This window comes from Leisingera sp. JC11 (genome assembly GCF_040704725.1).
Taxonomy (GTDB): domain Bacteria; phylum Pseudomonadota; class Alphaproteobacteria; order Rhodobacterales; family Rhodobacteraceae; genus Leisingera.
This window is the reverse complement of the sequence record NZ_JBFCVS010000009.1, coordinates 1-24,171: the sequence shown is the minus strand read 5'-3', so window position 1 is coordinate 24,171 and position 24,171 is coordinate 1. Positions and strand designations below refer to the sequence as shown.

Here is a 24,171-nt window from a genome sequence, read left to right as displayed (position 1 = left end):
GGCGGGCGCAAACCCGCGCCCTCAAGCCTTCAGGTCACGCCCCGTCCTGCGCCAGCAGGCGGTCCACAGCCTCCAGCACATCCGCTGCCGTGGCGGTCGGCTGCGGGTCAAAACGCGTCTCGTCGCCGTCGCGGTACTTGCCGGTGCGCACCAGATAGCCGGCTGCCAGCCCGGCCGCCAAGGCGCCTGCAACATCGCTTTCCGCATCATCGCCGATCATCGCCGCCTGCTGCGGCGAGCAGCCGGTGCTGGCCACGGCAGCACGGAAAAACTCCGGGTCCGGCTTGCCGAACAGCTTGGGCTTGGCGGCACTGGCGAATTCCAGCGCCTTGATGAAAGGCCCGGCATCCAGGCTCAGCCGCCCGTCCTCGTCCATGAAAACACGGTTGTCGGCCAGGGCAAGCAGCGGCGCACCCTCCAGCAGCACCCGGAAGGCGCGGTTCATGTTCTCATAGCAGAAGGCCGGTCCGGCATCGCCCACCACAACCGCGGGCGGGCCACCGCCCTTGCAGTCCTGAAACTCTTCCTCCAGCGCCGGGTGGACCAGCAAATGCGGACTGTGGCCCGTGCGCTCCAGCCACGCCAGCGCGGCAGCAACAGGCGTGAACACCTCCTCCGGCTGGATGCCGAAGCCAAGGTCCCGGAGCTTGCCCATGATGCGCCGCTTCGGCTGCCGGGTGGAATTGGTGAGGCAGCGCACCTGCCGCCCTGCGGCCCGCAGCCGCGACAGGGCTTGCACGGCCCCGGGGACAGCCCGGCTGCCCTGGTAGAGGACGCCGGACACATCAAGCAGAACGGTTTGTGCCATGTTCAAACTCTGCCTGAGCGCTGTGCTTGCGTCAAATCAGGCCTCCTCTGCAATCGCTGCGGGGACCAGGCGCAAGGCCGGCGCCAACCGGGGCGTCAACGCTGTTTACTGCACCCCCGTTGCGTACCCACCGTACGCTGCCCCTCCCGTAACCCTTGACTTTTCCTGCAAAATCGCGTATAGGTTGTGGTGCAGCTGGAAGAAACATGGACGGCCCCGGATCCCCTCCGCCGGCGGCCGTCCTGTCTTTCTCTCGTGCGGACAAAAACGCATGAGGCAGAGCAATCCATGACAGATCATACCAGCGGCCCGGCACCGGGCCAGACACCGGACCAGGACGGCGCCGCCCTCCTGAAACGGCGGGTGCATTACACCGCCGATCTCCTGCGGTCCCTGCAGGACAGCATCCACCGCCTGCGCAAAGAGGCAGAGGAGCTCCGGGAGCAGCTCGAAACCACCGGCGCCGATGAAGTGACCGGTGCCAAGACTCAGGTCCGCAAGCTCGAGGACCTGATCCGGGACTGCCAGAAAGTGGAGAAGACCCTTGCAGAACAAAGCACCGATTTCGCCCGCATGCTCAAATCCGAACACGAGCTCGATCTCGTCGCAGCGCGCGCAGCTGTCGAGCGCGGACTTTCTCGCCTGCGTGCCGCCCTGGCTCCTGAACTGCTTTTTGAATGAGCTGGACCGCAAGACGCTGTGCGCGCTGCCGCATCTGTTCCACATCTGGGCGCTGGATCACCAGCGCCCGCCGGAGGGCGATTGGCGCGCCTGGGTGATCCTGGGCGGCCGCGGCGCAGGCAAGACGCGGGCAGGGGCCGAATGGATCCGCTCGCTGGCCGAAGGGGCCAGCCCCTATGACCCCGGCACCGCCCGCCGCATCGCGCTGGTGGCAGAGACCTATGACCAGGTACGCGACGTGATGATTCACGGCGACAGCGGTATCCTGGCCTGCTCACCGCCGGACCGCCGCCCCAAGTGGAAAGCCTCGGAGCGCAAGCTGATCTGGCCAAACGGGGCAGAGGCGCAGGCGTTCTCGGCCCATGACCATGAGGCGCTGCGCGGCCCCCAGTTCGACGCCGCCTGGGCGGATGAGCTGGCCAAGTGGAGGAAGGGGCAGGAGAGCTGGGACATGCTCCAGTTCGCCTTGCGGCTGGGGCAGGACCCCCGCGTCTGTGTCACCACCACCCCGCGCAATGCGCCGGTCCTGAAACGGCTGCTGGCCTCGCCCAGCACCGTCACCACCCATGCCCCGACTGAGGCCAACTGCGCCAACCTCGCACCGTCGTTTCTGGCGGAGGTGCGGGCACGCTATGCAGGCACCCGGCTGGGGCGGCAGGAGCTCGACGGTGTGATGCTCTCGGACATCCAGGGCGCGCTCTGGACCACTGCAGCGCTGGTGGAGGCCCAGCTGGCAGAGGCGCCGCCGCTCGACAGGGTGGTGGTGGCGGTCGACCCGGCGGTCAGCGCAGGCAAGAACTCTGATGCCTGCGGAATCGTGGTGGCCGGCGCCGTCACCCACGGCCCGCCGCAGGACTGGCAGGCCTATGTGCTGGCCGATTGCACCGTGCAGGGGGTTGGCCCGCTCGCCTGGGCACAGGCGGTAATTGCCGCCCGCGACAGGTTTGGCGCTGAACGGGTGGTGGCAGAGGTCAACCAGGGCGGCGCCCTGGTGGAAACCGTGCTGCGCCAGGCGGACCCGCTGGTGCCGTTCCGCGCGCTCCACGCGAGAAAGGGCAAATCCGCCCGCGCAGAGCCGGTGGCGGCGCTCTATGAGCAGGGCAGGGTGCGCCACCTGCCGGGGCTGGGAGAGCTGGAAGACCAAATGTGCCAGATGACGCCGCAGGGCTACCGCGGCAGCGGCTCGCCCGACCGGGTCGATGCGCTGGTCTGGGCGCTGCATGAGCTGATCATCCAGCCCGCCGCAAACCTGCGCCGACCGCAGGTGCGGGTGTTGTAACCCACCAGCAAACAACCACCCGGCCGATAGGCCGGGCAGCGCCCGTCCCGCCCCCCACGGGGCGGGCGCTTCGCGTCCACCCCGCCGGGCCGGGCGCCGCCCTCAGTGTGATGCAACACTGTATTGATTCCTTTGTATTCGTTTAATTTCAGGATCTTATGTTCAGGTGTTGCGCACCCACCGTACGCACCGCTTGCCAAATCTTCAGGCCTTTCCGGCACTAATTTTCCTCAGCAAAGGCGCACCAGCCCTAAGGGCCAGCAGCGCCACACAGGAACAACCTGAGGAGCGGACCATGGTCTTTGACCTGCTGCGGCGCAAAACGCCGGACCCCCGGAAACCAGACCCCGAAAATCCGGGCCTGGAACAGAAGGCCAGCCAGACCGCCCGCGTGGTCTCCTGGCATGGCGCCGGCCGCATCGCCTGGAGCCCGCGCGACACCGTTTCCCTGACACGCAGCGGCTTTGCCGGCAATCCGGTCGCCCACCGGGTGATCCGACTGATTGCCGAGGCCGCCGCCGCGGTGCCGCTGGTGCTGCAGGACAGCCGCCAGCGCTATGACACCCATCCCTGGCTGTCACTGCTGGCCCGTCCCAACCCGGCCCAGACCCAGGCCGAGCTGCTGGAGGCGCTCTACGGCCACCTGCTCCTGTCCGGCAACGCCTATATCGAGATGGTCACGGCAGAGGACGCAACCCCCGCAGAGCTGCATGTGCTGCGCTCTGACCGGATGAACGTGGTGCCGGGGCCGGACGGCTGGCCCGCGGGCTTTGACTATGTGGTGGGCGGGCGAAAGCACCGCTTCGCCAACGAGCCGGGCAACTCCCCCATCTGCCATATCAAAAGCTTCCACCCGCAGGACGATCACTACGGCCTCTCAGCCCTGCAATCGGCGGCGATGGCGATTGACGTCCACAACGCCGCCTCCCGCTGGTCCAAGGCGCTCCTGGACAACGCAGCCCGCCCCTCCGGCGCGCTGGTCTGGACCGGCTCCGACGGCCAGGGGCAGATGTCCGACGATCAATTCCGCAATCTAAGTGACCAGATTCAATCAAACTTCCAGGGGGCCAATAATGCCGGCCGCCCGATGGTGCTGGAGGGCGGATTGGACTGGAAGCCGATGGGCTTCTCGCCCTCCGACATGGAATTCCAGAAAACCAAGGACACCGCCGCCCGCGAAATCGCGCTGGCCTTCGGGGTGCCGCCGATGCTGATCGGCATCCCCGGCGACGCGACCTATGCCAACTATCAGGAGGCCAACCGTGCCTTCTACCGGCTGACCGTGCTGCCGTTGGTCTCCAAGGTCACCGCCGCGCTGTCCGGCTGGCTCACCGCTTGGACCGGCGAGGCGCTGACGCTGAAGCCCGACCTCGACCAGCTGCCCGCCTTGGCGGCTGAGCGCGAGGCGCAGTGGCGGCGCATCACCTCCGCGGATTTCCTCAGCAATGAGGAAAAGCGGCGTCTGCTGGGGTTGCCCACAGAAACCCTGCCCACAGAGCAGACGGAGGGCGGACAGGATGACTGAGCACCCGATGCACGCATTTGATTGTTCACCGGGATTGCGCCTGTCCGCCCACGAGCGGGTCGCCCAGATCCAGAACGACGCCGTGAACCGCCGCCTCGACCGGATCGAACAGATGATGGAGCGGCTGGAGAAACGCCTTTGGCTCACCGTCTACGGCGTCGCGGCCGTCATCCTGGCGCAGGCCTTTCAATCCTTCCTGACGGTGCAATTGCCGTAACTCCAACGACTTGCGAGGTTCAGATGATGCAGGGATCCCCCCAGCTGGAACATAAATTCGCACGCTTCGGCGAGGAACTCTCGCTGAAGGACGCAACCGAAATCAAGGGCTACGCCAGCCTGTTCGGCCAGACCGACCAGGGCGGTGACGTGGTGATGCGCGGCGCCTATGCGGCCTCGCTCAAGGCGCTCCGCGATCAGGGCCGCACGGTCAAGATGCTGTGGCAGCACGACCCGCACCAGCCCATCGGCGTCTGGGACGAGGTGCGCGAGGACAAGCGCGGACTGTATGTGAAGGGCCGCATCCTCACCGCCACACCCAAAGGCGCCGAGGCCGCTGCGCTGATTAAGGCCGGCGCCATCGATGGCCTGTCGATCGGCTACCGCACTTTGAAAGCCACCCGCGCCCCGGACGGCACCCGCCACCTGACCCGGGTGGAGCTGTGGGAGGTGTCGCTGGTCACCTTCCCGATGCTGCCCGCCGCCCGGGTGGCAGCAAAATCCTCCGCCGATGCGGAAGCGCAAGCGCTGCGCGCCCTGGCCGACGGCCTGCGCCAGATCACCCGTGACCTCAAAACAGGACACCCATCATGAGCAATCAAGACCTCCCGGCCCAATCCGGGGACGCAGCGCCTCTGGCGCATGAAGTGAAACAGGCCATCACCGGCTTTCTTCATGAATTCAAGGGGTTTCAGGACGACGTGCAATCAAGGCTGAAACAGGCAGAAGAGCGAGTGACCATGCTGGACCGTAAGACAATCTCTCAGAACCGACCCCATCTGGCAGCCAGCCAGGACGCGGGCGCCCCGCACCAAAAGGCGTTTAACGCCTACCTGCGCAGCGGCGACGACGACGGCCTGCGCGGCCTCGAACTGGACGGCAAATCCATGTCCACCGCGGTGGGCAGCGACGGCGGCTATCTGGTCGATCCGCAGACCGCGGACACCGTCAAGGCGGTGCTGAACGCCTCCGCCTCGATTCGCGCGGTGGCCTCCGTGGTGCATGTGGAGGCGTCTTCCTATGACGTGCTGATCGACCACAGCGAAATGGGCGCCGGCTGGGCCAATGAAACCGGCCCGTCGGCGGAAACCTCCACCGGCAATATCGACCGCATCTCTATCCCGCTGCACGAACTCAGCGCGCTGCCCAAGGCGTCGCAGCGGCTGCTGGATGACAGCGCCTTTGACATCGAGGGCTGGCTGGCAGGCCGCATCGCCGACAAGTTTTCCCGCTCCGAGGCTGACGCCTTCATCAACGGTGACGGCAACGATAAACCCACCGGCTTCCTCAACTACAACGTCGAGGAAAACGACAGCTGGACCTGGGGCAACATCGGCTACAAGGCCACCGGCGTCGATGGCGAAATCGGCAACGGCGACGCGATCATCGACCTGGTCTATGCGCTGGGGGCGGAATACCGCGCCAACGCCACCTTCATTCTGAACTCCAAGACCGCGGGAATGCTGCGGAAATTGAAGGACGCCGATGGCCGCTTCCTGTGGTCCGACGGCTTGGCCGCGGGGGAACCCGCGCGCCTGATGGGCTACCCGGTGCTGATTGCCGAGGATATGCCGGACCCGGCCGCCAACAGCTACCCGATTGCCTTCGGCGACTTCCGCGCCGGCTACACCATTGCCGAACGCCCGGACCTGCGCGTCATGCGCGACCCTTTCAGCGCCAAGCCGCATGTGCTGTTCTACGCGACCAAGCGCGTCGGCGGTGACGTCAGCGACTTTGCCGCGATCAAGCTGATGAAATTCGGCCTGAGCTGACCGCTCAGCGCTGATGGCGGACCGGCAGACCGGTCCGCCGGCTGGCACGCACCCCCATGTTTCCCTGCCGTCTAGCTGCTCCCCCTCCGTCCGAGCGGCAGGGAACGGTGCGTGCCGGCCGAACCTTAGAAAAACGGACAGCAGACCCGGGCCGGCACAAGGGGGAGGCCCGCAGGAGTGAGATGATGATGCTGAGCGAAGTGACCCCCGTGCCCGAGGCCGCCCTGCCGCTGGCCCAGTTTAAGGCACACCTCCGCCTGGGCACCGGCTTTGGCGAGGACAGCCTGCAGGACGAGGTGCTGATTGGCTTCCTGCGCGCCGCCCTGGCAGCGGTGGAAGGAAGAACCGGCAAGGCACTGATAACACGTGAATTTGAGATCGAGATCCGCCACTGGCGCGACCGGGCCCGGATGGTGTTTCCCATCGCCCCGGTGCAGGCTGTGGCAGAGGTGATGATCCGCGACGCCGCCGGCGCTGAGACGGTGCTGGACCCCGCCGCCTACCGGTTGGAGCGCGACAGCCAGCGCCCGCGCCTGTGTCCAACCGCTAGCCTGCTGCCTGCCATTCCTGCGAGCGGGCTGGCACGCGTCACCCTGCAGGCCGGCATGGCGGCGGACTGGGGCGGATTGCCCGCCGATCTGGCCCAGGCGGTGATGCTGCTGGCGGCGCATTACTACGAATACCGGGCCGACACCGGCCTGCATGGCGGCTGCATGCCCTTCGGCGTCACCAGCCTGATCGAACGCTACCGCACCCTGCGGCTGACCCTGGGAGGCCTGGCATGAAACGCCCCCCGAACCTGACCCGCAAACTGGTGCTGGAAGACCCCCAGCGCGCCCCCGACGGCGCCGGCGGCTATGCTGAGACCTGGGTGGCGCTTGGCACCCACTGGGCTGAGGTGAAGTCCCTCAGCGGGCGTCTGAACAGCGACAGCCTGTCTTTGCAGAAATACCGCATCACTCTGCGTGCTTCTCCTGATGGTTTTGCGTCCCGCCCGCGCCCAGATCAGCGGTTCCGTGACGGAAGCCGCCTCTACCGCATTGATGCGGTTGCGGAAAATGGACCGGACGCCCGCTACCTCACCTGTTTTGCGGTTGCGGAGGTGAGCACATGACCTATGCCATCGCAGGCGGGCTGCAATCCGCCGTCTACACCCATCTGACCGGCAACGCGGGCCTGACCGCGCTGGTCGGCAGCGCGATCTATGACGCCATCCCCGCAGGCCCCTTGCCGCAGACCTATGTGGCGCTTGGCAGCGAAGAGGTGCTGGACCGCTCCGACAAGACCGCAGGCGGGGCCGAGCACCGGTTCTTTGTCACCGTCACCACCGACATGGCCGGTTTTGCCACCGCCAAATCCGCCGCCGCCGCCGTCTGTGACGCGCTGGTTGGCGCTGCGGTGCCGCTGCCGCGCGGACAGCTGACCGGCCTGTGGTTCGACCGTGCCAAGGCTGAGCGGCTCGGCACCGGCGGACGCCAGATCACCCTGCGCTTCCGCGCCCGTGTGGACGATGTCTGAACCGCAGGATCTTAACGAAACCAATTGAAAACCATGGAGAAACCCCATGACAGTTCAAAACGGCAAGGACCTGTTGGTCAAAGTGGACATGAACGGCGCAGGCCTGTTTGAGACCATCGCCGGCCTGCGCGCCACAAGGATCAGCTTCAACGCCGAAAGCGTCGATGTGACCAGCCTCGAAAGCCAGGGCGGCTGGCGCGAGCTGCTGGCCGGCGCCGGCGTGCGTTCCGCCAGCATTTCGGGCTCCGGCATCTTCCGGGACGAGGCCACCGACGAACGCGCCCGGCAGCTGTTCTTTGAAGGGCTGACACCGGAGTTCCAGGTCATCATCCCCGGCTTCGGCATCGTGCAGCGGCCGTTCCAGGTCACAGCACTTGAATACGCCGGCAGCCACAATGGCGAGGCGACCTATGAGCTGTCGCTCGCCAGCGCCGGCCAGCTCAGCTTTGCGGCGGTGTGACGATGGTGAACCCGCACGCAGGCGAGGCGGAATTACTCGTGAACGGAACCCCTTACGCGCTAAAGCTGACCCTCGGTGCGCTGGCGGGGCTGGAGGCCGCGCTGGAGGAAGGCACGCTGGTCGACCTGGTACAGCGGTTCGAACAGGGCCGGTTCTCTGCCCGCGATGTGCTGGCGCTCTTGGCAGCGGGTTTGCAGGGCGGCGGCCATGAGCTCAGCCGCGAGGATCTGGCTGCGGCTGCCATTGGCGGCGGCCCGATGCAGGCGGCAAAGGTGGCGGCGGAACTCTTGGTGCGCAGCTTTGCCGTGCCGGACAGCCCATGACCGCGCTCGACTGGCCCGCGCTGATGCGCGCCGGGATGGCGGGGCTGAAACTGCTGCCGCGCGATTTCTGGCAGCTGACCCCCGCAGAGCTGCGGCTGATGCTGGGCGATGCCGCCGCACCCCAGCCGATGGCCCGCGACCGGCTGGCGGCGCTGATGCAGGACTTCCCGGACCTCCCGCCGCCAAGGAACAAGGAGACAACAGATGACTGACTCATCCTCGATGGCAGAACTGGAACTGCAGGGCGAGGCGTTGGGAGAAGCGCTGGACGGTGCCTCAGGAATGGCCGCGGCCTTTGCAGAAGTGCTGGGGCGGGTGAAGGAAGGGTTCTCCGAAACCGGCCGCGACGCGCAGATCCTGGACCGCAGTCTTTCCAAAGGGTTGCGGCGGGTATTTGAAGATCTGGTGTTTGACGGCGCCAGCCTGTCGGATGCGATGGACACGCTGGCGCGCTCGATGATCCGCACCACCTATAACGCCGCGATGAAACCGGTCACCAACCATGTGGGCGGGCTGATTTCCGACGGTTTCGGCAGCTTCATCGGCAGCATCCTGCCTTTCGCCAACGGCGCAGCCTTCAGCCAGGGCAAGGTTATGCCTTTTGCCAAGGGCGGCATCGTGACCGGCCCCACGACCTTTCCGATGCGCGGAGCCACCGGGCTGATGGGCGAAGCCGGGCCGGAGGCGATCCTGCCATTGACCCGCGGCGCCGATGGCTCGCTGGGCGTGCGCAGCCAGGGCGGCGGCGCGGTCAACGTGGTGATGAATGTCACGACCCCGGACGTCAAAGGCTTTGAACGCAGCCGCAGCCAGATCGCGGCGCAGCTCAGCCGCGCGCTGTCCCGCGGCGGGCGCAACCGTTAAGGATGGAGGGTAACCTGATGAATTTCCACGAAGTCCGATTTCCCGCTTCGCTCAGCTTCGGCTCCGTCGGCGGGCCTGAGAGGCGCACCGATGTGGTGACGCTGGCCAACGGGTTCGAGGAGCGGAACACCCCCTGGGCGCACTCCCGCCGCCGCTATGACGCGGGGCTTGGCCTGCGCGCGCTGGAGGATATCGAGGTGCTCATTGCCTTTTTCGAGGCCCGGCAGGGGCAGCTCTATGGCTTCCGCTGGAAGGATTGGAGCGACTACAAATCCGCCCGGCCCAGCGCCGGGGTGGCGTTTGACGATCAGGTGATCGCGACGGGTGACGGCAGCACCGTGTCCTTCCAGCTGGCCAAGACCTACCGCTCCGGCGCATTCACCTACCAGCGCCCGATTGCCAAGCCGGTGGCGGGAACCGTGCGGGTCGGTATCGAACAGGACGAGCTGCGCGAAGGCGTCGATTATGAGCTCGACACCGCCACCGGCCTGATCACCTTGGCGCATCCGCCGGAGCACGGCCTGAGCATCAACGCGGGCTTCGAATTCGATGTGCCCGTACGCTTTGATACCGCCAGCATCCAGACCAGCGTGGCCTCCTTCCAGGCTGGCGAGGCGCCCGCCGTGCCAGTGGTGGAGGTGCGGGTATGAACAGTTTTTCCAATGAGTTGCACGAACATCTTCAGTCCGGTATCACCACGGTTTGCCGGTGCTGGGCGCTGACCCGCCGCGATGGCGCCGTGCTGGGGTTTACCGATCATGACTGCGTGCTGTCGTTCGATGGCGTGGCTTTCCAGCCCGGTAGCGGCCTCACCGCGCGGGCGGTGAGCCAGGCCACCGGCCTGTCGGTCGACAACACCGAAGCGCTGGGGGTGCTGAGCGACGCGGCCGTGCGCGAGGCAGACATCGAGGCGGGCCGCTTTGACGGCGCCGAGGTGCGCTGCTGGCTGGTCAACTGGCAGGATGTTACCATGCGCTGGCTGCAGTTCCGCGGCTCGATCGGCGAAATCCGCCGCGCGGGCGGCGCCTTTGAGGCAGAGCTGCGCGGGCTGACCGAAGCGCTGAATCAGCCGCTTGGGCGGATCTATCAGACGCCCTGCACCGCGGTGCTGGGCGACGGGGCCTGCCGGTTCGATCTGGAGACGCCCGGGTATGCCACAGAACTGGAGGCGGTTGAGATTGACCGCAGCGAAGAGTTCCGTTGGGACGCCTTGCCGGGGTTTGAACCGGGCTGGTTCGCCGGCGGCCGTCTCACGGTGCTGAGCGGCAGCGCCGGGGGGCTATGGGCGGCCATCAAGGCGGATCAGAGCGGCGCGGACGGGCGCAGGATCACGTTGTGGGAACCGGTCCGCGCTGAAGTGCAGCGGGGCGATTTGGTGCGGCTTGAGGCCGGCTGCGACAAGCGCATGGAAACCTGCCGCCTGAAGTTCAACAACCTTCTGAATTTCCAGGGATTCCCCGACATTCCGGGGGAGGATTGGATCATGGCGGTGCCGCGGCAGTCCGGCATAAACACCGGGGGCAGCCGCAGATGAGCCGGGTGGTCGAGGCCGCGCGGGGCTGGATCGGCACGCCCTATGTGCACCAGGCGTCCTGCAAGGGCGCGGGCTGTGATTGCCTGGGCCTGATCCGGGGCCTGTGGCGCGAGCTGTTGGGCGCGGAGCCGGAGCTGCCACCCGCCTATACGATGGACTGGTCCGAGCCGCAGGGCGCCGAGGCGCTGTGGCAGGCCGCGGCGCGGCATCTGGTGGCGAAGCCGCTGGGTGAAGCCGCCCCCGGCGATGTGATCCTGTTCCGGATGCGCGAAGGGTCGGTGGCCAAGCACCTGGGAGTGCAGTCCGTAATAGAAATGAGGGCAGCGCCCGGCCCGGCGGGGAGGGTGCGAAGCGCCCGCGTCGTGCTGGAAGCACGCCTCCGGCATGACGGGGGGCGGACGGGCGCTGGACGGCCTGTCGGCCGGGCGGAACTTTGCAGCAGTAAACCGTCCTTCATCCACGCCTACGCCGGCCACGGGGTTGTCGAAAGCCCGCTGAGCCCGCCCTGGCAGCGCCGCCTCGTGGCGCGGTTTCATTTCCCGAAGGAGCTGATCTGATGGCAACCATACTTCTCTCTGCTGCCGGCGCGGCGGTTGGCGGCACGATTGGCGGCACCGTGGCAGGACTGTCCTCGGCGGTGATCGGCCGCGCGGTGGGCGCCACCCTGGGGCGGCTGGTCGACGAACGGCTTGTCGGTTCCGGCGCCGATCCGGTGGAGACCGGCAAGGTCGACCGCTTCCGCCTGACCCAGGCCAGCGAGGGCGCGCCGGTGGCACAGGTCTATGGCCGGATGCGGCTGGGCGGGCAGGTGATCTGGTCCTCGCGCTTTCTGGAAACCGCCTCGACCAGCGGCGGCGGCGGCAAGGGGCGGCCAAGCCAGCCGCAGGTGACCAGCTACAGCTATTCGGTGTCGGTGGCGGTGGCGCTGTGCGAGGGCGAGATCGCCAGCGTCTCGCGCGTTTGGGCCGATGGCGAGGAAGTGGCGCCGAAGGATCTGAACATGACCGTTTACCGCGGCACCACGGATCAGCTTCCGGACCCGGTGATGGAGGCGATCGAAGGGCCGGGGCAGGTGCCCGCCTACCGCGGCACCGCCTATGTGGTGATGGAGAACCTGGAGCTGGGGCAGTTCGGCAACCGGGTGCCGCAGTTCTCCTTTGATGTGCTGCGCCCGGAACAGCCGGCCAGCAGCACCTATGCGCAGGACCTGGGCCAGCTGGTGCAGGGGGTGGCGCTGATGCCCGGCACCGGCGAATACTCCCTTGCCGCGGATGTGGTCCAGTACTCCGGCGGGCCCGGCGATGCCAAGGCAGCGAATGAGCATACGCCCAGCGGCCTGAGCGACCTCAAGACCTCGCTGAACGCGCTGGAGGCGGAGCTGCCGGCCTGCGGCGCGGCCTCGCTGATTGTGTCCTGGTTCGGAGATGATCTGCGCTGCGGCGACTGCGCCCTGAAGCCCAAGGTGGAGCATAAAGACGCCGAGGGGAACATGGCCTGGACAGTCAGCGGCGTGACCCGCGCGGCGGCGGAAGAAGTGCTGAAGGCGGACGGCGAGCCGCTTTATGGCGGCACCCCGGCGGATGCCTCGGTGATCCAAGCGATCCGCGAAATGCAGGGACGGGGCCTGCGGGTGATGTTCTACCCGTTCATCCTGATGGAGCAGGCCGAAGGCAACGCGCTGCCCGATCCCTGGACCGGCGGCGCCAGCCAGCCGCATCTGCCCTGGCGCGGACGGATCACCTTGTCGGTGGCGCCGGGCCAGCCGGGATCGCCGGATGGGACCGCGGCAGCAGACGCGGAGGTGGCGGCTTTCTTCGGCACCGTCACTGCGGCGGATTTCGCCGTCGGCGACGGCTCCGTTACCTATAGTGGCCCGCAGGAATGGAGCCTTTCCCGGTTCATCCTGCACAATGCGGCGCTGTGCGCCGCAGCGGGCGGGGTGGAGGCCTTCTGCATCAGTTCCGAGATGCGCGCCCTGACCCAGATCCGCGGCGCCGGCGGATTCCCGGCGGTGGCCGCCCTGCGGGCGCTGGCGGCAGAGGTGCGCAGCCTGCTGGGGGCGGAGACCAAGATCGGCTATGCCGCCGACTGGTCGGAATACTGGGGGTATCAGTCGCCGGAGGGTGACCGCTATTTCCACCTGGACCCGCTGTGGGCGGATGAAAACATCGACTTCATCGGCATCGACAACTACATGCCGCTGTCCGATTGGCGCGAGGGCGACGACCATCTGGATGCGCGGGCCGGTGTGCCGTCGATCTATGACCTCGGCTACCTCAGCGGCAATGTCGAGGGCGGCGAGGGGTTTGACTGGTATTACCATTCCCCTGAGGCGCGGGAGGCGCAGATCCGGACGCCTATCACCGACGGCGCGCATGATGAAGCCTGGGTGTGGCGCTACAAGGATATCCGCAGCTGGTGGATGCAGGAGCATCACGAACGCATCGGCGGGGTCAGGCAGGTGGTTCCGTCGGACTGGGTGCCGCAATCGAAGCCCGTGTGGTTCACCGAACTGGGTTGCGCGGCGATCGACAAGGGCACAAATCAGCCCAACAAGTTCCTGGATCCAAAAAGCTCTGAATCGAAACTGCCGCGTTATTCCAACGGTTTGCGGGACGATCTGATGCAGATCGCCTATCTGCGCGCCTTCCTGGGTTATTGGCGAGAGACCGCCAATAACCCGGTGTCGGAGGAATACGGCGGGCCGATGCTGGATATGTCCAATGCCTATGTCTGGGCCTGGGACGCACGGCCGTTTCCGGCGTTTCCGGCACGGGTCGAGATCTGGAACGACGGCGAAAACTACCTGCGCGGCCATTGGCTGAACGGGCGTGCCGGGCAGCGCACGCTGGCCTCTGTGGTGGAGGAACTCTGCCACCGCGCGGGGCTGTATGACATTGATGTCACGGGGTTCTATGGCGTGGTGCATGGGTTTGTGAACCCGGATGTCGCGGATGCGCGCGCGGTGCTGCAGCCGCTGATGCTGCGGTACGGGTTTGACGCGGTGGAGCGCGACGGGGTGCTGAGGTTCCAGATGCGCAAGGGAACCGGGGCCGAGGCGCTGCAGCTGGAGCATCTGGCCGACAGCGAAGAGATGGACGGCAGCCTGGAGCTGTCCCGCGCCAGCGAGGCGGAGCTTGCGGGACGGGTGCGGCTGCGGTTCACAGAATGGGGCGGCGACCATGCTGCGGCCTCGGTGGAGGCGGTTCTGCCGGACGAAGCAACCCATTCCGTCAGCCAGAACGAGCTGCCGCTGGCGTTGACCCGCGCCGAGGCGCGCCAGACCGTCAGCCGCTGGCTGGCGGAGGCGCGGATTTCCCGCGACACAGTCCGGTTCATGTTGCCGCCCTCGCTGCTGCATCTTGGGGCCGGGGACGTGGTCTCCCTGCCGGTGGAGGGCAAGGATCAGCTTTACCGCATCGACCGGGTGGAACAGGGTGAGGCGCAGATGCTGGAGGCCGTCAGGATCGAACCCGGCACCTATGACCTGGCCGCGGTGGCGGAGGAACTGCCGGGGGTCAACGCCTTTGCCGCGCCGGGGCCGGTGCTGCCGTTGTTCATGGACCTGCCCTTGATGCGCGGCGATGAGGTGCCGCACGCGCCGCATCTGGCGCTGACGGCGGCGTCCTGGCCGGGGAGCGTGGCGGTTTACGGCTCCGAAGCGGATGAGAATTACGTGCTGGAACAGGTGGTTGCGGCGCGGCAGGTGGTCGGGGTCACGGAAACGCCGCTGTTTGCCGCCGGGGCCGGGCGCTGGGACCTGGGCACGGATCTGCAGGTGAAGCTGATCTCCGGTTCCCTGGAGAGCCGCACGGTGGAGGCGGTGCTGAACGGGGCCAATGCGGCCGCCATCGGCGACGGCTCAGCCGGCAACTGGGAGCTGTTCCAGTTCCGAGAGGCGGAGCTGATTGCGCCGCAGACCTACCTGCTGCGGGGCCGCCTGCGCGGCCAGCAGGGCAGTGATGCGCTGATGCCGGATGTCTGGCCTGCGGGCTCTTACATGGTGCTGCTGGACGGCACCCCGGTGCAGATGGACCTGGCGCCGGAACAGCGCCGACGCCTGCGGCATTACCGGATCGGCCCGGCCCGTCGGGCGCTGGAGGATCCCTCCTACGTGCACCAGCAGGAGGCGTTCGAGGGCATTGGCCTGCGCCCTTATGCGCCGGCGCATCTGCGGCTGGAGGGGGCTTTGGGCGCGGACATCACAGTCGGCTGGGTGCGGCGCACCCGGATCGATGGCGACAGCTGGGAGCTGGACGAGGTGCCGCTGGGCGAGGAGTTTGAATCCTACCGCATCCGGGTGATGCGCGGCCCCGCGGTGCTGCGGGAGGAGACCTCTGCAATGCCGTCCTGGAGCTACCCGGCGGCCGCCCAGGCGGCGGACGCTGTGCAGGCGGGGGACGTGCTGGAAGTGGCGCAGCGCTCGGCCCGTTTCGGCGCCGGGCCTGCGGCACGGGTTCCGCTCGGATGATCCGCCCGGTGCTGCCCGGCGATGTCTCGGCGGTGGCGCGGGCCTTGCTGGCGGTGCCGGAGGGCGACCGGTTGCGCCTGTGCCGCAGGATCTTCGGCGGCGCGGCTGAGGCGGCAGCACATTGCGGGCTGTACGGCCATCTGCATCCGCACTGGGGCGATGGAAGCTTGAGCGCGGCTGCCCGGCGGCACGGCCTGGCAGAGGAGCCGTTTCTGGATGATCCCGCTTATCTCAGCTGTACCCGGCTGGTGCTGCGGGAACTGGCGGCGGTGCTTGAGGCGGACGCAGCTTCCCCCGCCCGCTGAACCGTGCCGGGAACCTGCCCGTCCAGCAGTTGGGTGTGGCGCCTGCGGCTTGATTCCGGGCAGGGTCCGGTATCAGCCCGAAGCACAGCTGATGCATTTGAGCGCCGCCGGGTCCAGCTCCAGCCGCTTAAGGGCGATGTCCTCGCCGCAGTCCTCGCAATAGCCGTATTCGCCGTCCGCCACGCGGGCCAGCGCAGCCTGCAGGCGCTGGGTTTCCAGCTGGCGGCGGGCGGCCTGGGCCTTGGCCATCGCCTGCATCTGCAGGGCGTCCATGCGTGACAGGCGGCCGACCATCTGCTGGTCCAGCTCCACCACGCCCTGGGCGTCCGCGCCGCGGGCGTCCTCTGCCGCAAGCTCTGCCAGCCGGGCGGTGATTTGCGCCTTGAGGCGCGCCAGGTCCGAGTCATTCATAACGAAAATGTACCCCATCACGGGTTTGCGTTTGCCGAAAAAGACCTTAGATGGCTATCTTGAGCGGAGAAAGGATGCATCGCCATGTTCAAAACGCAGCAAGCCGTCGCCTCTCTGGATCCCGTCTGGGACCGGATTACCAAGGAAGCACAAGAGGCTGTCGACTCGCAGCCGCTGATGGGCGGGCTGATCCATGCCTGTATCCTGCACCACAAGTCGCTGGAAAAGGCGCTGTCCTACCGGATTTCGGCCAAGCTGTGCTCGAACGAGATGTCGATGACCATCCTGCGGGAGATCGTCGATGCGGCCTATGCCGCCGATCCCGGCATTGTCGAGGCCTCGCGCGCCGACCTGATGGCGGTCTTTGAGCGCGACCCGGCCTGCCACCGGCTGCTGCAGCCGATCCTGTACTTCAAGGGGTATCAGGCGGTGCAGGCCTATAGGATCGGCCATTGGCTATGGCAGCAGGGCGACTGGGACCTGGCGTATTTCTTCCAGATGCGGATTTCCGAGATCTTCGGCGTCGATATCCATCCGGCGGCGGTGATCGGCAAGGGGATCATGATCGACCATGCCCATTCCATCGTGATCGGCGAAACCGCGGTGGTGGGCGACAATGTGTCGATGCTGCATTCGGTGACCCTGGGCGGCACCGGCAAGGAGGAAGAGGACCGGCATCCGAAGATCGGCGACGGGGTGCTGATCGGCGCCGGCGCCAAGGTGCTGGGCAATATCAAGGTCGGCCAGTGCAGCCGGATTGCCGCCGGGTCGGTGGTGCTGGCAGAGGTGCCGCCGTGCAAGACCGTGGCCGGCGTGCCGGCCAGGATTGTCGGCGAGGCGGGCTGCGATCAGCCCTCGGTCAGCATGGACCAGCGGTTCCCGAACGGATCGGAATGAGGGCCCGGGCCGCGGGCCTTGGAACCTTGAGTATTTTTGCAAAGAAGAAGGGGGCGGCCGCGCCCCCTTTTTTGATGCCTGCCCGTTTGCTGTTTTCCCGGTGCCTCAGGCGGCGCGCGGCGGGGCCTGGGGCGGCGTGTCCGCGCCGGTTCCGGGCAGCTGGAAGGCGGCAGCCAGGGTGCTGAGCTGATCCGCATCGCCGCGCAAATCGCCGACGGACCGGACCGTTGCTGCAACAATGCCGGTGTTTTCTTGCGTTGTTGCCCCCAGCGCGCTGAGGCTGCGCGACAGCCCCTGCAGGTCCTGCGAGTCGCGGGTGAACCCCTCGGCTGAGGTGCTGACGCGGGCAGAAATCTCGTCCATGCGAGCGATGATTCCGGTCAGCACCGCGCCGGTGTTGTTGACCTCGGACACGCCTTTCTGGATGTGGCGGGCGGCGCTGCTGATCAGCTCCTTGATTTCTGTTGCCGCGTGCGAGCTGCGCTGCGCCAGGGCGCGGACCTCGCTGGCGACCACGGCAAAGCCCTTGCCCGCCTCGTCGGCGCGGGCGGCCTCCACCCCGGCATTCAGCGCCAGCAGGTTGGTCTGGAAGGCGATGTCGTCGATCACCCCGGTGATGGTTTCGATCTGCACCGCGCTTTGCTCGATGCCGGTCATCGCGGCGACGGCGTTTTTGACCACGCTGCCGCTGGCGCCGGCCTCCTGCACCGCGCCGGAAGCCAGCCCGTTCACCTCGCGGACGCCGTCCGCGGCGCGGGCGAGCGAGCCGGTCAGGGTGCTGAGCGCCCGGGACAGGGCTTCCAGTTCCTGCGACTGGCTTGTGATGCGGCGCGAGAGGCCGGCCGATCCGGCCTCGATCCGCTCGCTGCGCGCGAGCACCGCGGAAGCAGTGCCCAGCACCTGCGCCAGCAGCCCGGCGATGCTGGACAGCGCGGAGTTGAAGTCGCGGCGCAGCGGTTCATAGGTTTCGGCCAGCGGGTCGTCCATGCGGTAGGAGAGATCCCTGCGGGCCAGGGCGCCCAGGCCCGCGCGCAACTGCTCAACCGCCTTGGCCTGGTCCTTCCGGTCCGCCTCGCGGGCTTCAGCGGCGGTGCGGCCCTCTGCCAGGGTGTCCTGCAGCATGGCGATGCGGCGGGCGATGCGGCCGAGCTCATCCTGGCGGGCGGCGGCCTGCAGCGAGGTGCCGTAATCGCCGCCGGTGATCCGTTCCAGCGCCGCGGCCAGTTCCTGCATCGGGCGGCCCAGCAGGCGTTTCAGGATCATCAGGCAGGTGATCATCGAAACTGCCAGGATCAGCGCGCCGAGGGCGGCGTCGCGGCGCAACCCCGCGTTGACGGCGGCCAGTGCCGGGGCCGGGTTCCAGGACATGATCAGGGCGCCGCGCAGCTTTCCCTTTATCGACAGCACCGGGGTGACCAGCGTGTAGCCGTCCGCTGACTGCCAGGGCTCAGCTGTTTCCATGACCTGCAGCGCGGTTTCGTCCAGCGCCGTGAGGCGGTCCGGGGGCAGGATGCCGGCCTCGGCCATCACCACGCCGTCGGATTTCACCGCCTTGGCGTAGGCAAAGCTGGCACCGGCGCGTTCGATCACATGCTGGATGCGCTTTTCGACGGTGCCGGAGAAACCGAGCTTCATCGGCTGTTCGATTTCCCTGGCGGTGATGGCGGTGAGTTCCTGCTCCAGCACCCGCAGCGCGTCCAGCGCCTGGGATTGCAGGCGCTGTCCGGCCAGGTAGGCCAGCGGCAGCGCGGTGAGCAGGGAAAAGAGGGTGACAAGCAGCGCAATCCGCAGGTTGAGCGAGCGGAAGCGGCGGCGGCGGGAGGAGAGATCGGGCAGGGCCATTATTCTTTGTCCGCAGTAATCGTTATGGTTGCAGTAGGGGCGCAGAAATAAACGCGGGGTAAACCGCGACCTGCGGGCGGCGGATTGTCATGAAAACTTCATGCAGGCGTTACATCGGGCGGTGCGGGCCAAAGAATTTCCTCCCGTCCTGCGGCGCTTTGCGGCCCATCCGTCCGGCCCGCCCGCGGCTGTGGCGGCTGGGGTTCCGGGACAGGCAGCGGGCGGCTGACGGCAGTCCTTGCGCCTGGCGGAAGGGAGCCAGGCTGGCTTGATTGACGGCGCCGCACGGCGCATATGTTAAGGCAAATTCGAAGAATTCAGTCAGTTTGTAACTTGGGGACACAGCATGATTTACACAACCGAAGGCCGCGGGCGTCTGTTTGGCTCGATCCTGGAGACGGTGGGCAACACGCCCGCGATCCGGCTGAACACAATCGCGCCGGACCACGTCACGATGTATGTGAAGTTCGAGGCGTTCAATCCGGCCGGGTCGGTCAAGGACCGGCTGGCGCTGAACATCATCGAGGCGGCGGAGCGCGAAGGCCGGCTGAAGCCGGGTCAGACCGTGGTGGAGGCAACCAGCGGCAACACCGGCATCGGCCTGGCGATGGTTTGCGCCGCCAAGGGTTATCCGCTGGTCATTACCATGCACGACGGATTCTCGGTCGAGCGGCGGCGGCTGATGCGGATGCTGGGCGCCAAGGTGGTGCTGACCCGCAAGGAGGACAAGGCAGTCGGCATGGTGGTGAAGGCCAAGGAGCTGGCGGAGCAGAACGGCTGGTTCCTGGCGCATCAGTTCGAGACCAAGGACAACGCCGACATCCATGAGAGCACCACCGCGCGGGAAATCCTGGGCGATTTCGACGGTGAGCGTCTGGATCACGTGGTGCTGGGCTATGGCACCGGCGGCACGGTGTCGGGTCTCGGGCGGGTTCTGAAAGGCGCGCGGCCTGATCTGAAGATCACCCTCAGCGAGCCGTCCAACGCGGCGCTGGTGCAATCGGGGGAGGGTCAGGAGCGTAACGGCGAGGGCGAGCCCGCGGCGACCCATCCGGCGTTCAACCCGCACCCGATCCAGGGCTGGACCCCGGATTTCATCCCGCTGGTGCTGCAGGAGGCGCTGGACAAGGGCTATTTCGATGCGCTGGAGCCGGTGAGCGGTGACGAGAGCATCAAGTGGTCCAGGCGGCTTGCGGCGGAGGAAGGCATCCTGGCGGGCATTTCCAGCGGCGGCAGCCTGGCGGCGGCGATGAAGGTGGCGGAGAGCGCGCCGGAAGGCTCGGTGCTGCTGGCAGTGCTGCCGGATACCGGTGAGCGGTATCTGTCGACACCGCTGTTTGAGGATATTCCTGCAGAAATGGATGAGGCGGAGCAGGCGCTGTCGGCCTCGACCCCCGGCTATCAGTACTGAGCGGCGCGCTGCCGCTGGCGGGGTGCTGGCGGCGGCTGTGGCGCAGATGAGTATTTTTGGAAAGATGAAGGGGAGCGGGTGCGCTCCCTTTTTTTGGTTCGGAACTATTGGGCGCCTGCAGGTGGGCGTCTGCCGGTGTGTTCGCGTTGCTGCGCTATGCGCCCCTTGCCCTTGTGCCCGGGCTGATGCACACTTCCATGCACAGGAGGGATGTCTTTTTCATTGCCTGGTCCGTTTGCACGGCGGCCAGTACAGGGTCATGCTTTGGAAGGAGTGTGCCATGACATCCAATACTGAAGGGTCTCCGTCACCGGACAAGCTGAAGCCGCGGCCGCGGAGCGTTCTTGAGGTCAATACATTGACTGCGGGCGATATTAGCGCGTCGCTGAAGGACGGGTTTTCCGATTTTCTGGCGCGCCCCGTCATGAGCGGCTTCTTCGGCCTGTTCTATGCGGTTTTCGGCATTCTGTTTGTTTGGTGCCTGGTCTGGCTGGGCAAGATTTGGATGATCATACCCGCCGCTGTGGGCTTTCCGCTGGTGGCGCCTTTTGCCGCTGCCGGGCTTTATGAGATGTCCCGCCGGATGCAAGCGGGAGAAAACTTCGGCTGGTCTGAAATCCTCACCGTCATGGCCAGACAGCGCAACCGCGAAATGGGGTGGATGGCCTTTGTCACCCTGTTCATCTTCTGGGTGTGGATGTATCAGGTCCGGCTTTGGCTGGCGATCATCCTGCAGGATGCGTCTTTCTCGGATTTCGACGGGTTTTTGAACGTCCTGTTCTTTACCCCGCAGGGCTGGACCTTTCTTGCGGTTGGCACCTGTGCCGGCGCGTTTCTGTCGGCGGTCTTGTTCACAGTGACCGTTGTTGCGATGCCCATGCTTCTGGACCGGGAAACCAATTTCGTGACGGCCATGCTGACGTCGATCCGCGCGGTTGCGGAAAATCCGGTGGTCATGCTGGGCTGGGCGGCGATCATCTCGGCCGCCATGCTGGTGTCGCTGGTGCCGGCGTTTCTGGGCCTGATCGTCACGCTGCCGGTCCTTGGCCACACCACCTGGCATCTGTACCGGCGGGCGGTGCCGCCGGCGGAGGAGGGGTCTTTGAAGCCAGAGTCTTGAGCCGGGACCGTCCTGGATGTGAAGCGGGCCCCTGAGGCGGGCGGCTTCATCACAAATTAAAAGCCCCGGCGCTGAGGCCGGGGCTTTGGCGTTTTCCATTGGCGGTGGCCTATCAGGCCAGCATCACCATCGGGTTTTCCAGGTTGTCGACGATCGCCTTCAGCAGGTCCGCGCCGAGGGCGCCGTCGATGACGCGGTGGTCGACCGACATGGTGACGCTCATCACGGTGGCGACCTTCAGTTCGCCGTCCGAACCCACAACCGGCTTCTTGACGCCGGAGCCGACCGCCAGGATGCCCGCGTGCGGCGGGTTCACGATGGCGTCGAAGTTGTCGATGCCAAACATGCCGAGGTTGGAGATCGCGAAGCTGCCGCCCTGGTATTCATGCGGTGCCAGCTTGCGCTCGCGGGCGCGGGAGGCCAGGTCCTTCATCTCTGCCGACAGCGCCGAGAGCGATTTAGTGTCGCTGTCCTGCAGGACGGGGGTGAAGAGGCCGCCCTCGATGGCGACAGCCACGGCCACGTCGGAAGCTTTCATCTTGAGCACCCGGTCGCCGGCCCAGACGGCGTTGGCATCCGGAACCGCCTGCAGCGCCAGCGCCACTGCCTTGATGATGAAGTCGTTGACCGAGAGCTTCACGCCGCGGCCCTCGAGCTGCTTGTTCAGCTCGCCCCGGAATTTCAGCAGCGCATCCAGCTGGATGTCGCGGCGCAGGTAGAAATGCGGGATGGTCTGTTTGGCTTCGCTGAGGCGGGCAGCGATGGTCTTGCGCATGCCGTCGAGCGAGACCTCTTCGTAGTCGCGGCCTTCGTACATGCGGGCCACCATATCGGCGGAGGGGCCGGACGGGGCTGCGGCGGCGGGTGCTGCTGCGGCGGCTGCCGGAGCGGAGGCCGGTGCTGCGGCTGCGGCCTGCGGTTTGGCGTCCACGACGTCGGCTTTGACGATGCGGCCCTTGGGGCCGGAGCCCTTGATTGCGCTCAGGTCCAAGCCCTTGTCGGCGGCGATGCGGCGCGCCAGCGGGGAGGCAAAAATCCGGCTGCCGTCGGTTGCGGCGGGGGCAGCAGGCGCAGTGCGGTAATCACTATCAACATCGATGATCGGGCTGCGCGGGCGCTCCTCCGCAGCCGCTTCCGAAGACGGAGCCGCGGCGGGTGCGGCAGCCGTGCCGATGTCATCGGCGCTTTCGCCGTCTTCCAGCAGCACCGCGATGGGGGTGTTGACCTTCACGCCCTCGGAGCCTTCGGCGATCAGGATCTTGCCGACCACGCCTTCGTCCACGGCTTCAAATTCCATGGTGGCCTTGTCGGTTTCGATCTCGGCGATCAGGTCGCCGGAGGAGACGGTGTCGCCCTCCTTGACCAGCCATTTGGCAAGGGTGCCTTCCTCCATGGTGGGAGAAAGCGCGGGCATCAGGATTTCGGTGGGCATGTCAGCGCTCCTCAATCAGAACAATTTGGTCATAGGGCGCCCTGGGGCGCCGGGTGCCGCGGGCCAGTTGGGTAATCGCGGCTTCGATCTTGTCTTTCTTCTCCGCCATCCAGACGTAGGCTTCCTGATGGGAGGGCCGCGCGCCGATCAGCCGAGTGTCCGCTGCCAGCCGTTCGGGAACCAGTGCAGTGACTGTGCGCCCGTCGACGGTCAGCGTGACGCGGTAGCATTCGGTTTCGGGATCGCGGCCCCTGATCTCCATCTTCGTCCTTAGCGGTAGGTGACTTGCTTCACCGCCTCGACCACCTCATCCGTGGTGATCAGCGCGTGGCGCTCCAGGTTTGCGGCATAGGGCATCGGAACGTCCTTGCCGGTGCAGGTAACAACCGGCGCGTCCAGGTAGTCGAACGCCTGCTGCATCACCTCAGAAGCGATGTAGCTGCCGACGGAGCCCTGCGGCCAGCCTTCCTCGACGGTGACCAGGCGGTTGGTCTTCTTGACCGACTCGATCACCGTTGGCAGGTCCATGGGCCGGAGCGTCCGCAGGTCGATGACCTCAGCCGCTATGCCGTCTTGGGCCAGCTTGTCCGCCGCTTCCAGCGCGTATTGCATGCCGATCCCGAAGGAGACGATGGTGACGTCAGAGCCTTCGCGCCAGATTCGGGCCTTGCCGAAGGGAATGGTGAAATCGTCCAGCTTCGGCACGTCGAAGGCGCGGCCGTAGAGGATTTCGTTCTCCAGGAAGATCACCGGGTTGTTGTCGCGGATCGCGGTTTTCATCAGACCCTTGGCGTCGGCGGCGGAGTAGGGCATCGCCACTTTCAGGCCCGGGATCTGCATGTACCAGGCGGCGTAGTCCTGCGAGTGCTGGGCGGCAACGCGGGCGGCGGCGCCGTTGGGGCCGCGGAACACCATCGGGGCGCCCATCTGGCCGCCGGACATATAGAGAGTCTTGGCTGCCGAGTTGATGATGTGGTCAATCGCCTGCATGGCGAAGTTGAAGGTCATGAACTCGACAATCGGGCGCAGGCCGCCGAAGGCGGCGCCGGTGGCGATGCCGGCAAAGCCGTGTTCGGTGATCGGGGTGTCGATCACCCGCTTGGAGCCGAATTCGTCCAGCAAACCCTGCGAGACCTTGTAGGCGCCCTGGTACTCGGCGACTTCCTCGCCCATCAGGAACACGTCCTCGTCGCGGCGCATTTCCTCGGCCATGGCGTCGCGGAGCGCTTCGCGGACGGTGGTCTGCACCATCTCGGTGCCTTCCGGGTAATCCGGTTCCAGCACGCGGGAGGGGGCGGGGGC

At 66.6% G+C, this 24,171-nt stretch carries 27 protein-coding genes; 21 read left to right on the top strand and 6 right to left on the bottom strand.

Going from position 1 to position 24,171, the window contains the following annotated elements:
- Window positions 1–34: 34 nt before the first annotated feature.
- Window positions 35–808 carry a TIGR01458 family HAD-type hydrolase gene (locus AB1A62_RS11585; protein WP_366661638.1) on the bottom strand — a complete coding sequence of 258 codons (774 nt, stop codon included), beginning with the start codon at window positions 806–808 and terminating at the stop codon, window positions 35–37.
- 288 nt (window positions 809–1,096) lie between these two features.
- Here AB1A62_RS11585 and AB1A62_RS11580 point away from each other — a divergent pair, with 288 nt between their 5' ends.
- From AB1A62_RS11580 to AB1A62_RS11495, 18 genes are all read left to right on the top strand, one after another.
- Window positions 1,097–1,489, top strand: coding sequence for a recombinase (locus AB1A62_RS11580; RefSeq protein ID WP_366661637.1), 393 nt, complete (start codon window positions 1,097–1,099; stop codon window positions 1,487–1,489).
- On the top strand, window positions 1,482–2,768 hold the full coding sequence (locus AB1A62_RS11575) for a terminase family protein (protein WP_366661636.1): 1,287 nt from the start codon (window positions 1,482–1,484) through the stop codon (window positions 2,766–2,768). The genes AB1A62_RS11580 and AB1A62_RS11575 overlap by 8 nt, the downstream gene beginning before the upstream one ends.
- 295 nt (window positions 2,769–3,063) lie before the next feature.
- Window positions 3,064–4,293 (top strand): phage portal protein, encoded by a 1,230-nt coding sequence (locus AB1A62_RS11570; protein WP_366661635.1) that lies wholly within the window; start codon window positions 3,064–3,066, stop codon window positions 4,291–4,293.
- On the top strand, window positions 4,286–4,510 hold the full coding sequence (locus AB1A62_RS11565) for a hypothetical protein (protein WP_039182700.1): 225 nt from the start codon (window positions 4,286–4,288) through the stop codon (window positions 4,508–4,510). The genes AB1A62_RS11570 and AB1A62_RS11565 overlap by 8 nt, the downstream gene beginning before the upstream one ends.
- Before the next feature lie 23 nt (window positions 4,511–4,533).
- The gene (locus AB1A62_RS11560) at window positions 4,534–5,103 is read left to right on the top strand and encodes an HK97 family phage prohead protease (RefSeq protein ID WP_366661634.1); all 570 of its coding nucleotides are present in this window, start codon (window positions 4,534–4,536) and stop codon (window positions 5,101–5,103) included.
- Complete coding sequence (locus AB1A62_RS11555; RefSeq protein WP_366661633.1) at window positions 5,100–6,281, top strand: phage major capsid protein; 1,182 nt, start codon at window positions 5,100–5,102, stop codon at window positions 6,279–6,281. The genes AB1A62_RS11560 and AB1A62_RS11555 overlap by 4 nt, the downstream gene beginning before the upstream one ends.
- A gap of 185 nt (window positions 6,282–6,466) precedes the next feature.
- The gene (locus tag AB1A62_RS11550; RefSeq protein WP_366661632.1) at window positions 6,467–7,066 is read left to right on the top strand and encodes a head-tail connector protein; all 600 of its coding nucleotides are present in this window, start codon (window positions 6,467–6,469) and stop codon (window positions 7,064–7,066) included.
- Window positions 7,063–7,395 carry a head-tail adaptor protein gene (locus AB1A62_RS11545; RefSeq protein WP_366661631.1) on the top strand — a complete coding sequence of 111 codons (333 nt, stop codon included), beginning with the start codon at window positions 7,063–7,065 and terminating at the stop codon, window positions 7,393–7,395. The genes AB1A62_RS11550 and AB1A62_RS11545 overlap by 4 nt, the downstream gene beginning before the upstream one ends.
- Window positions 7,392–7,799 carry a DUF3168 domain-containing protein gene (locus AB1A62_RS11540; protein WP_366661630.1) on the top strand — a complete coding sequence of 136 codons (408 nt, stop codon included), beginning with the start codon at window positions 7,392–7,394 and terminating at the stop codon, window positions 7,797–7,799. Before AB1A62_RS11545 ends, AB1A62_RS11540 begins: the two co-directional genes overlap by 4 nt.
- Before the next feature lie 46 nt (window positions 7,800–7,845).
- Window positions 7,846–8,259: a phage major tail protein, TP901-1 family gene (locus tag AB1A62_RS11535; RefSeq protein WP_366661629.1), complete on the top strand. Its 414-nt coding sequence runs from the start codon at window positions 7,846–7,848 to the stop codon at window positions 8,257–8,259.
- 2 nt (window positions 8,260–8,261) lie between these two features.
- On the top strand, window positions 8,262–8,582 hold the full coding sequence (locus AB1A62_RS11530) for a gene transfer agent family protein (protein ID WP_366661783.1): 321 nt from the start codon (window positions 8,262–8,264) through the stop codon (window positions 8,580–8,582).
- Window positions 8,579–8,794: a rcc01693 family protein gene (locus AB1A62_RS11525; protein WP_366661628.1), complete on the top strand. Its 216-nt coding sequence runs from the start codon at window positions 8,579–8,581 to the stop codon at window positions 8,792–8,794. Before AB1A62_RS11530 ends, AB1A62_RS11525 begins: the two co-directional genes overlap by 4 nt.
- A complete protein-coding gene (locus tag AB1A62_RS11520; RefSeq protein ID WP_366661627.1) occupies window positions 8,787–9,446 on the top strand; it encodes a phage tail tape measure protein in 660 nt (219 codons plus the stop codon). The genes AB1A62_RS11525 and AB1A62_RS11520 overlap by 8 nt, the downstream gene beginning before the upstream one ends.
- A 17-nt stretch (window positions 9,447–9,463) precedes the next feature.
- Window positions 9,464–10,096: a DUF2460 domain-containing protein gene (locus tag AB1A62_RS11515; RefSeq protein WP_366661626.1), complete on the top strand. Its 633-nt coding sequence runs from the start codon at window positions 9,464–9,466 to the stop codon at window positions 10,094–10,096.
- Window positions 10,093–10,980, top strand: coding sequence for a DUF2163 domain-containing protein (locus tag AB1A62_RS11510; protein ID WP_366661625.1), 888 nt, complete (start codon window positions 10,093–10,095; stop codon window positions 10,978–10,980). Before AB1A62_RS11515 ends, AB1A62_RS11510 begins: the two co-directional genes overlap by 4 nt.
- Window positions 10,977–11,537 (top strand): peptidase, encoded by a 561-nt coding sequence (locus tag AB1A62_RS11505; RefSeq protein WP_366661624.1) that lies wholly within the window; start codon window positions 10,977–10,979, stop codon window positions 11,535–11,537. The genes AB1A62_RS11510 and AB1A62_RS11505 overlap by 4 nt, the downstream gene beginning before the upstream one ends.
- Window positions 11,537–15,451, top strand: coding sequence for a glycoside hydrolase/phage tail family protein (locus tag AB1A62_RS11500; protein WP_366661623.1), 3,915 nt, complete (start codon window positions 11,537–11,539; stop codon window positions 15,449–15,451). Before AB1A62_RS11505 ends, AB1A62_RS11500 begins: the two co-directional genes overlap by 1 nt.
- A complete protein-coding gene (locus tag AB1A62_RS11495; protein WP_366661622.1) occupies window positions 15,448–15,756 on the top strand; it encodes a hypothetical protein in 309 nt (102 codons plus the stop codon). Before AB1A62_RS11500 ends, AB1A62_RS11495 begins: the two co-directional genes overlap by 4 nt.
- A gap of 72 nt (window positions 15,757–15,828) precedes the next feature.
- Here AB1A62_RS11495 and AB1A62_RS11490 read toward each other — a convergent pair whose 3' ends face one another.
- The gene (locus tag AB1A62_RS11490) at window positions 15,829–16,167 is read right to left on the bottom strand and encodes a TraR/DksA C4-type zinc finger protein (RefSeq protein ID WP_366661621.1); all 339 of its coding nucleotides are present in this window, start codon (window positions 16,165–16,167) and stop codon (window positions 15,829–15,831) included.
- A gap of 84 nt (window positions 16,168–16,251) precedes the next feature.
- On the opposite strand from AB1A62_RS11490, the gene cysE reads away from it, so the two are divergent.
- Window positions 16,252–17,064: a serine O-acetyltransferase gene (gene cysE / locus AB1A62_RS11485; RefSeq protein ID WP_366661620.1), complete on the top strand. Its 813-nt coding sequence runs from the start codon at window positions 16,252–16,254 to the stop codon at window positions 17,062–17,064.
- 105 nt (window positions 17,065–17,169) lie between these two features.
- Here cysE and AB1A62_RS11480 read toward each other — a convergent pair whose 3' ends face one another.
- The gene (locus AB1A62_RS11480; RefSeq protein WP_366661619.1) at window positions 17,170–18,906 is read right to left on the bottom strand and encodes a methyl-accepting chemotaxis protein; all 1,737 of its coding nucleotides are present in this window, start codon (window positions 18,904–18,906) and stop codon (window positions 17,170–17,172) included.
- A 346-nt stretch (window positions 18,907–19,252) separates the two neighbouring features.
- On the opposite strand from AB1A62_RS11480, the gene cysK reads away from it, so the two are divergent.
- Both cysK and AB1A62_RS11470 read left to right on the top strand, forming a co-directional pair.
- Window positions 19,253–20,317 carry a cysteine synthase A gene (cysK, locus tag AB1A62_RS11475; protein ID WP_366661618.1) on the top strand — a complete coding sequence of 355 codons (1,065 nt, stop codon included), beginning with the start codon at window positions 19,253–19,255 and terminating at the stop codon, window positions 20,315–20,317.
- Window positions 20,318–20,597: 280 nt separating this feature from the next.
- Entirely contained in the window at window positions 20,598–21,437 is an 840-nt protein-coding gene (locus AB1A62_RS11470; protein ID WP_366661617.1) for a DUF2189 domain-containing protein, read from the top strand.
- 112 nt (window positions 21,438–21,549) lie between these two features.
- On the opposite strand, the gene AB1A62_RS11465 is transcribed toward AB1A62_RS11470, so the two are convergent.
- The 3 genes from AB1A62_RS11465 to AB1A62_RS11455 all read right to left on the bottom strand — a co-directional run.
- Complete coding sequence (locus AB1A62_RS11465) at window positions 21,550–22,869, bottom strand: pyruvate dehydrogenase complex dihydrolipoamide acetyltransferase (protein ID WP_366661616.1); 1,320 nt, start codon at window positions 22,867–22,869, stop codon at window positions 21,550–21,552.
- 1 nt (window position 22,870) lies between these two features.
- Entirely contained in the window at window positions 22,871–23,131 is a 261-nt protein-coding gene (locus AB1A62_RS11460) for a hypothetical protein (RefSeq protein ID WP_174144760.1), read from the bottom strand.
- A gap of 8 nt (window positions 23,132–23,139) precedes the next feature.
- Window positions 23,140–24,171: pyruvate dehydrogenase complex E1 component subunit beta (locus AB1A62_RS11455; protein ID WP_366661615.1), on the bottom strand; the 1,032-nt coding region annotated here is incomplete at its 5' end.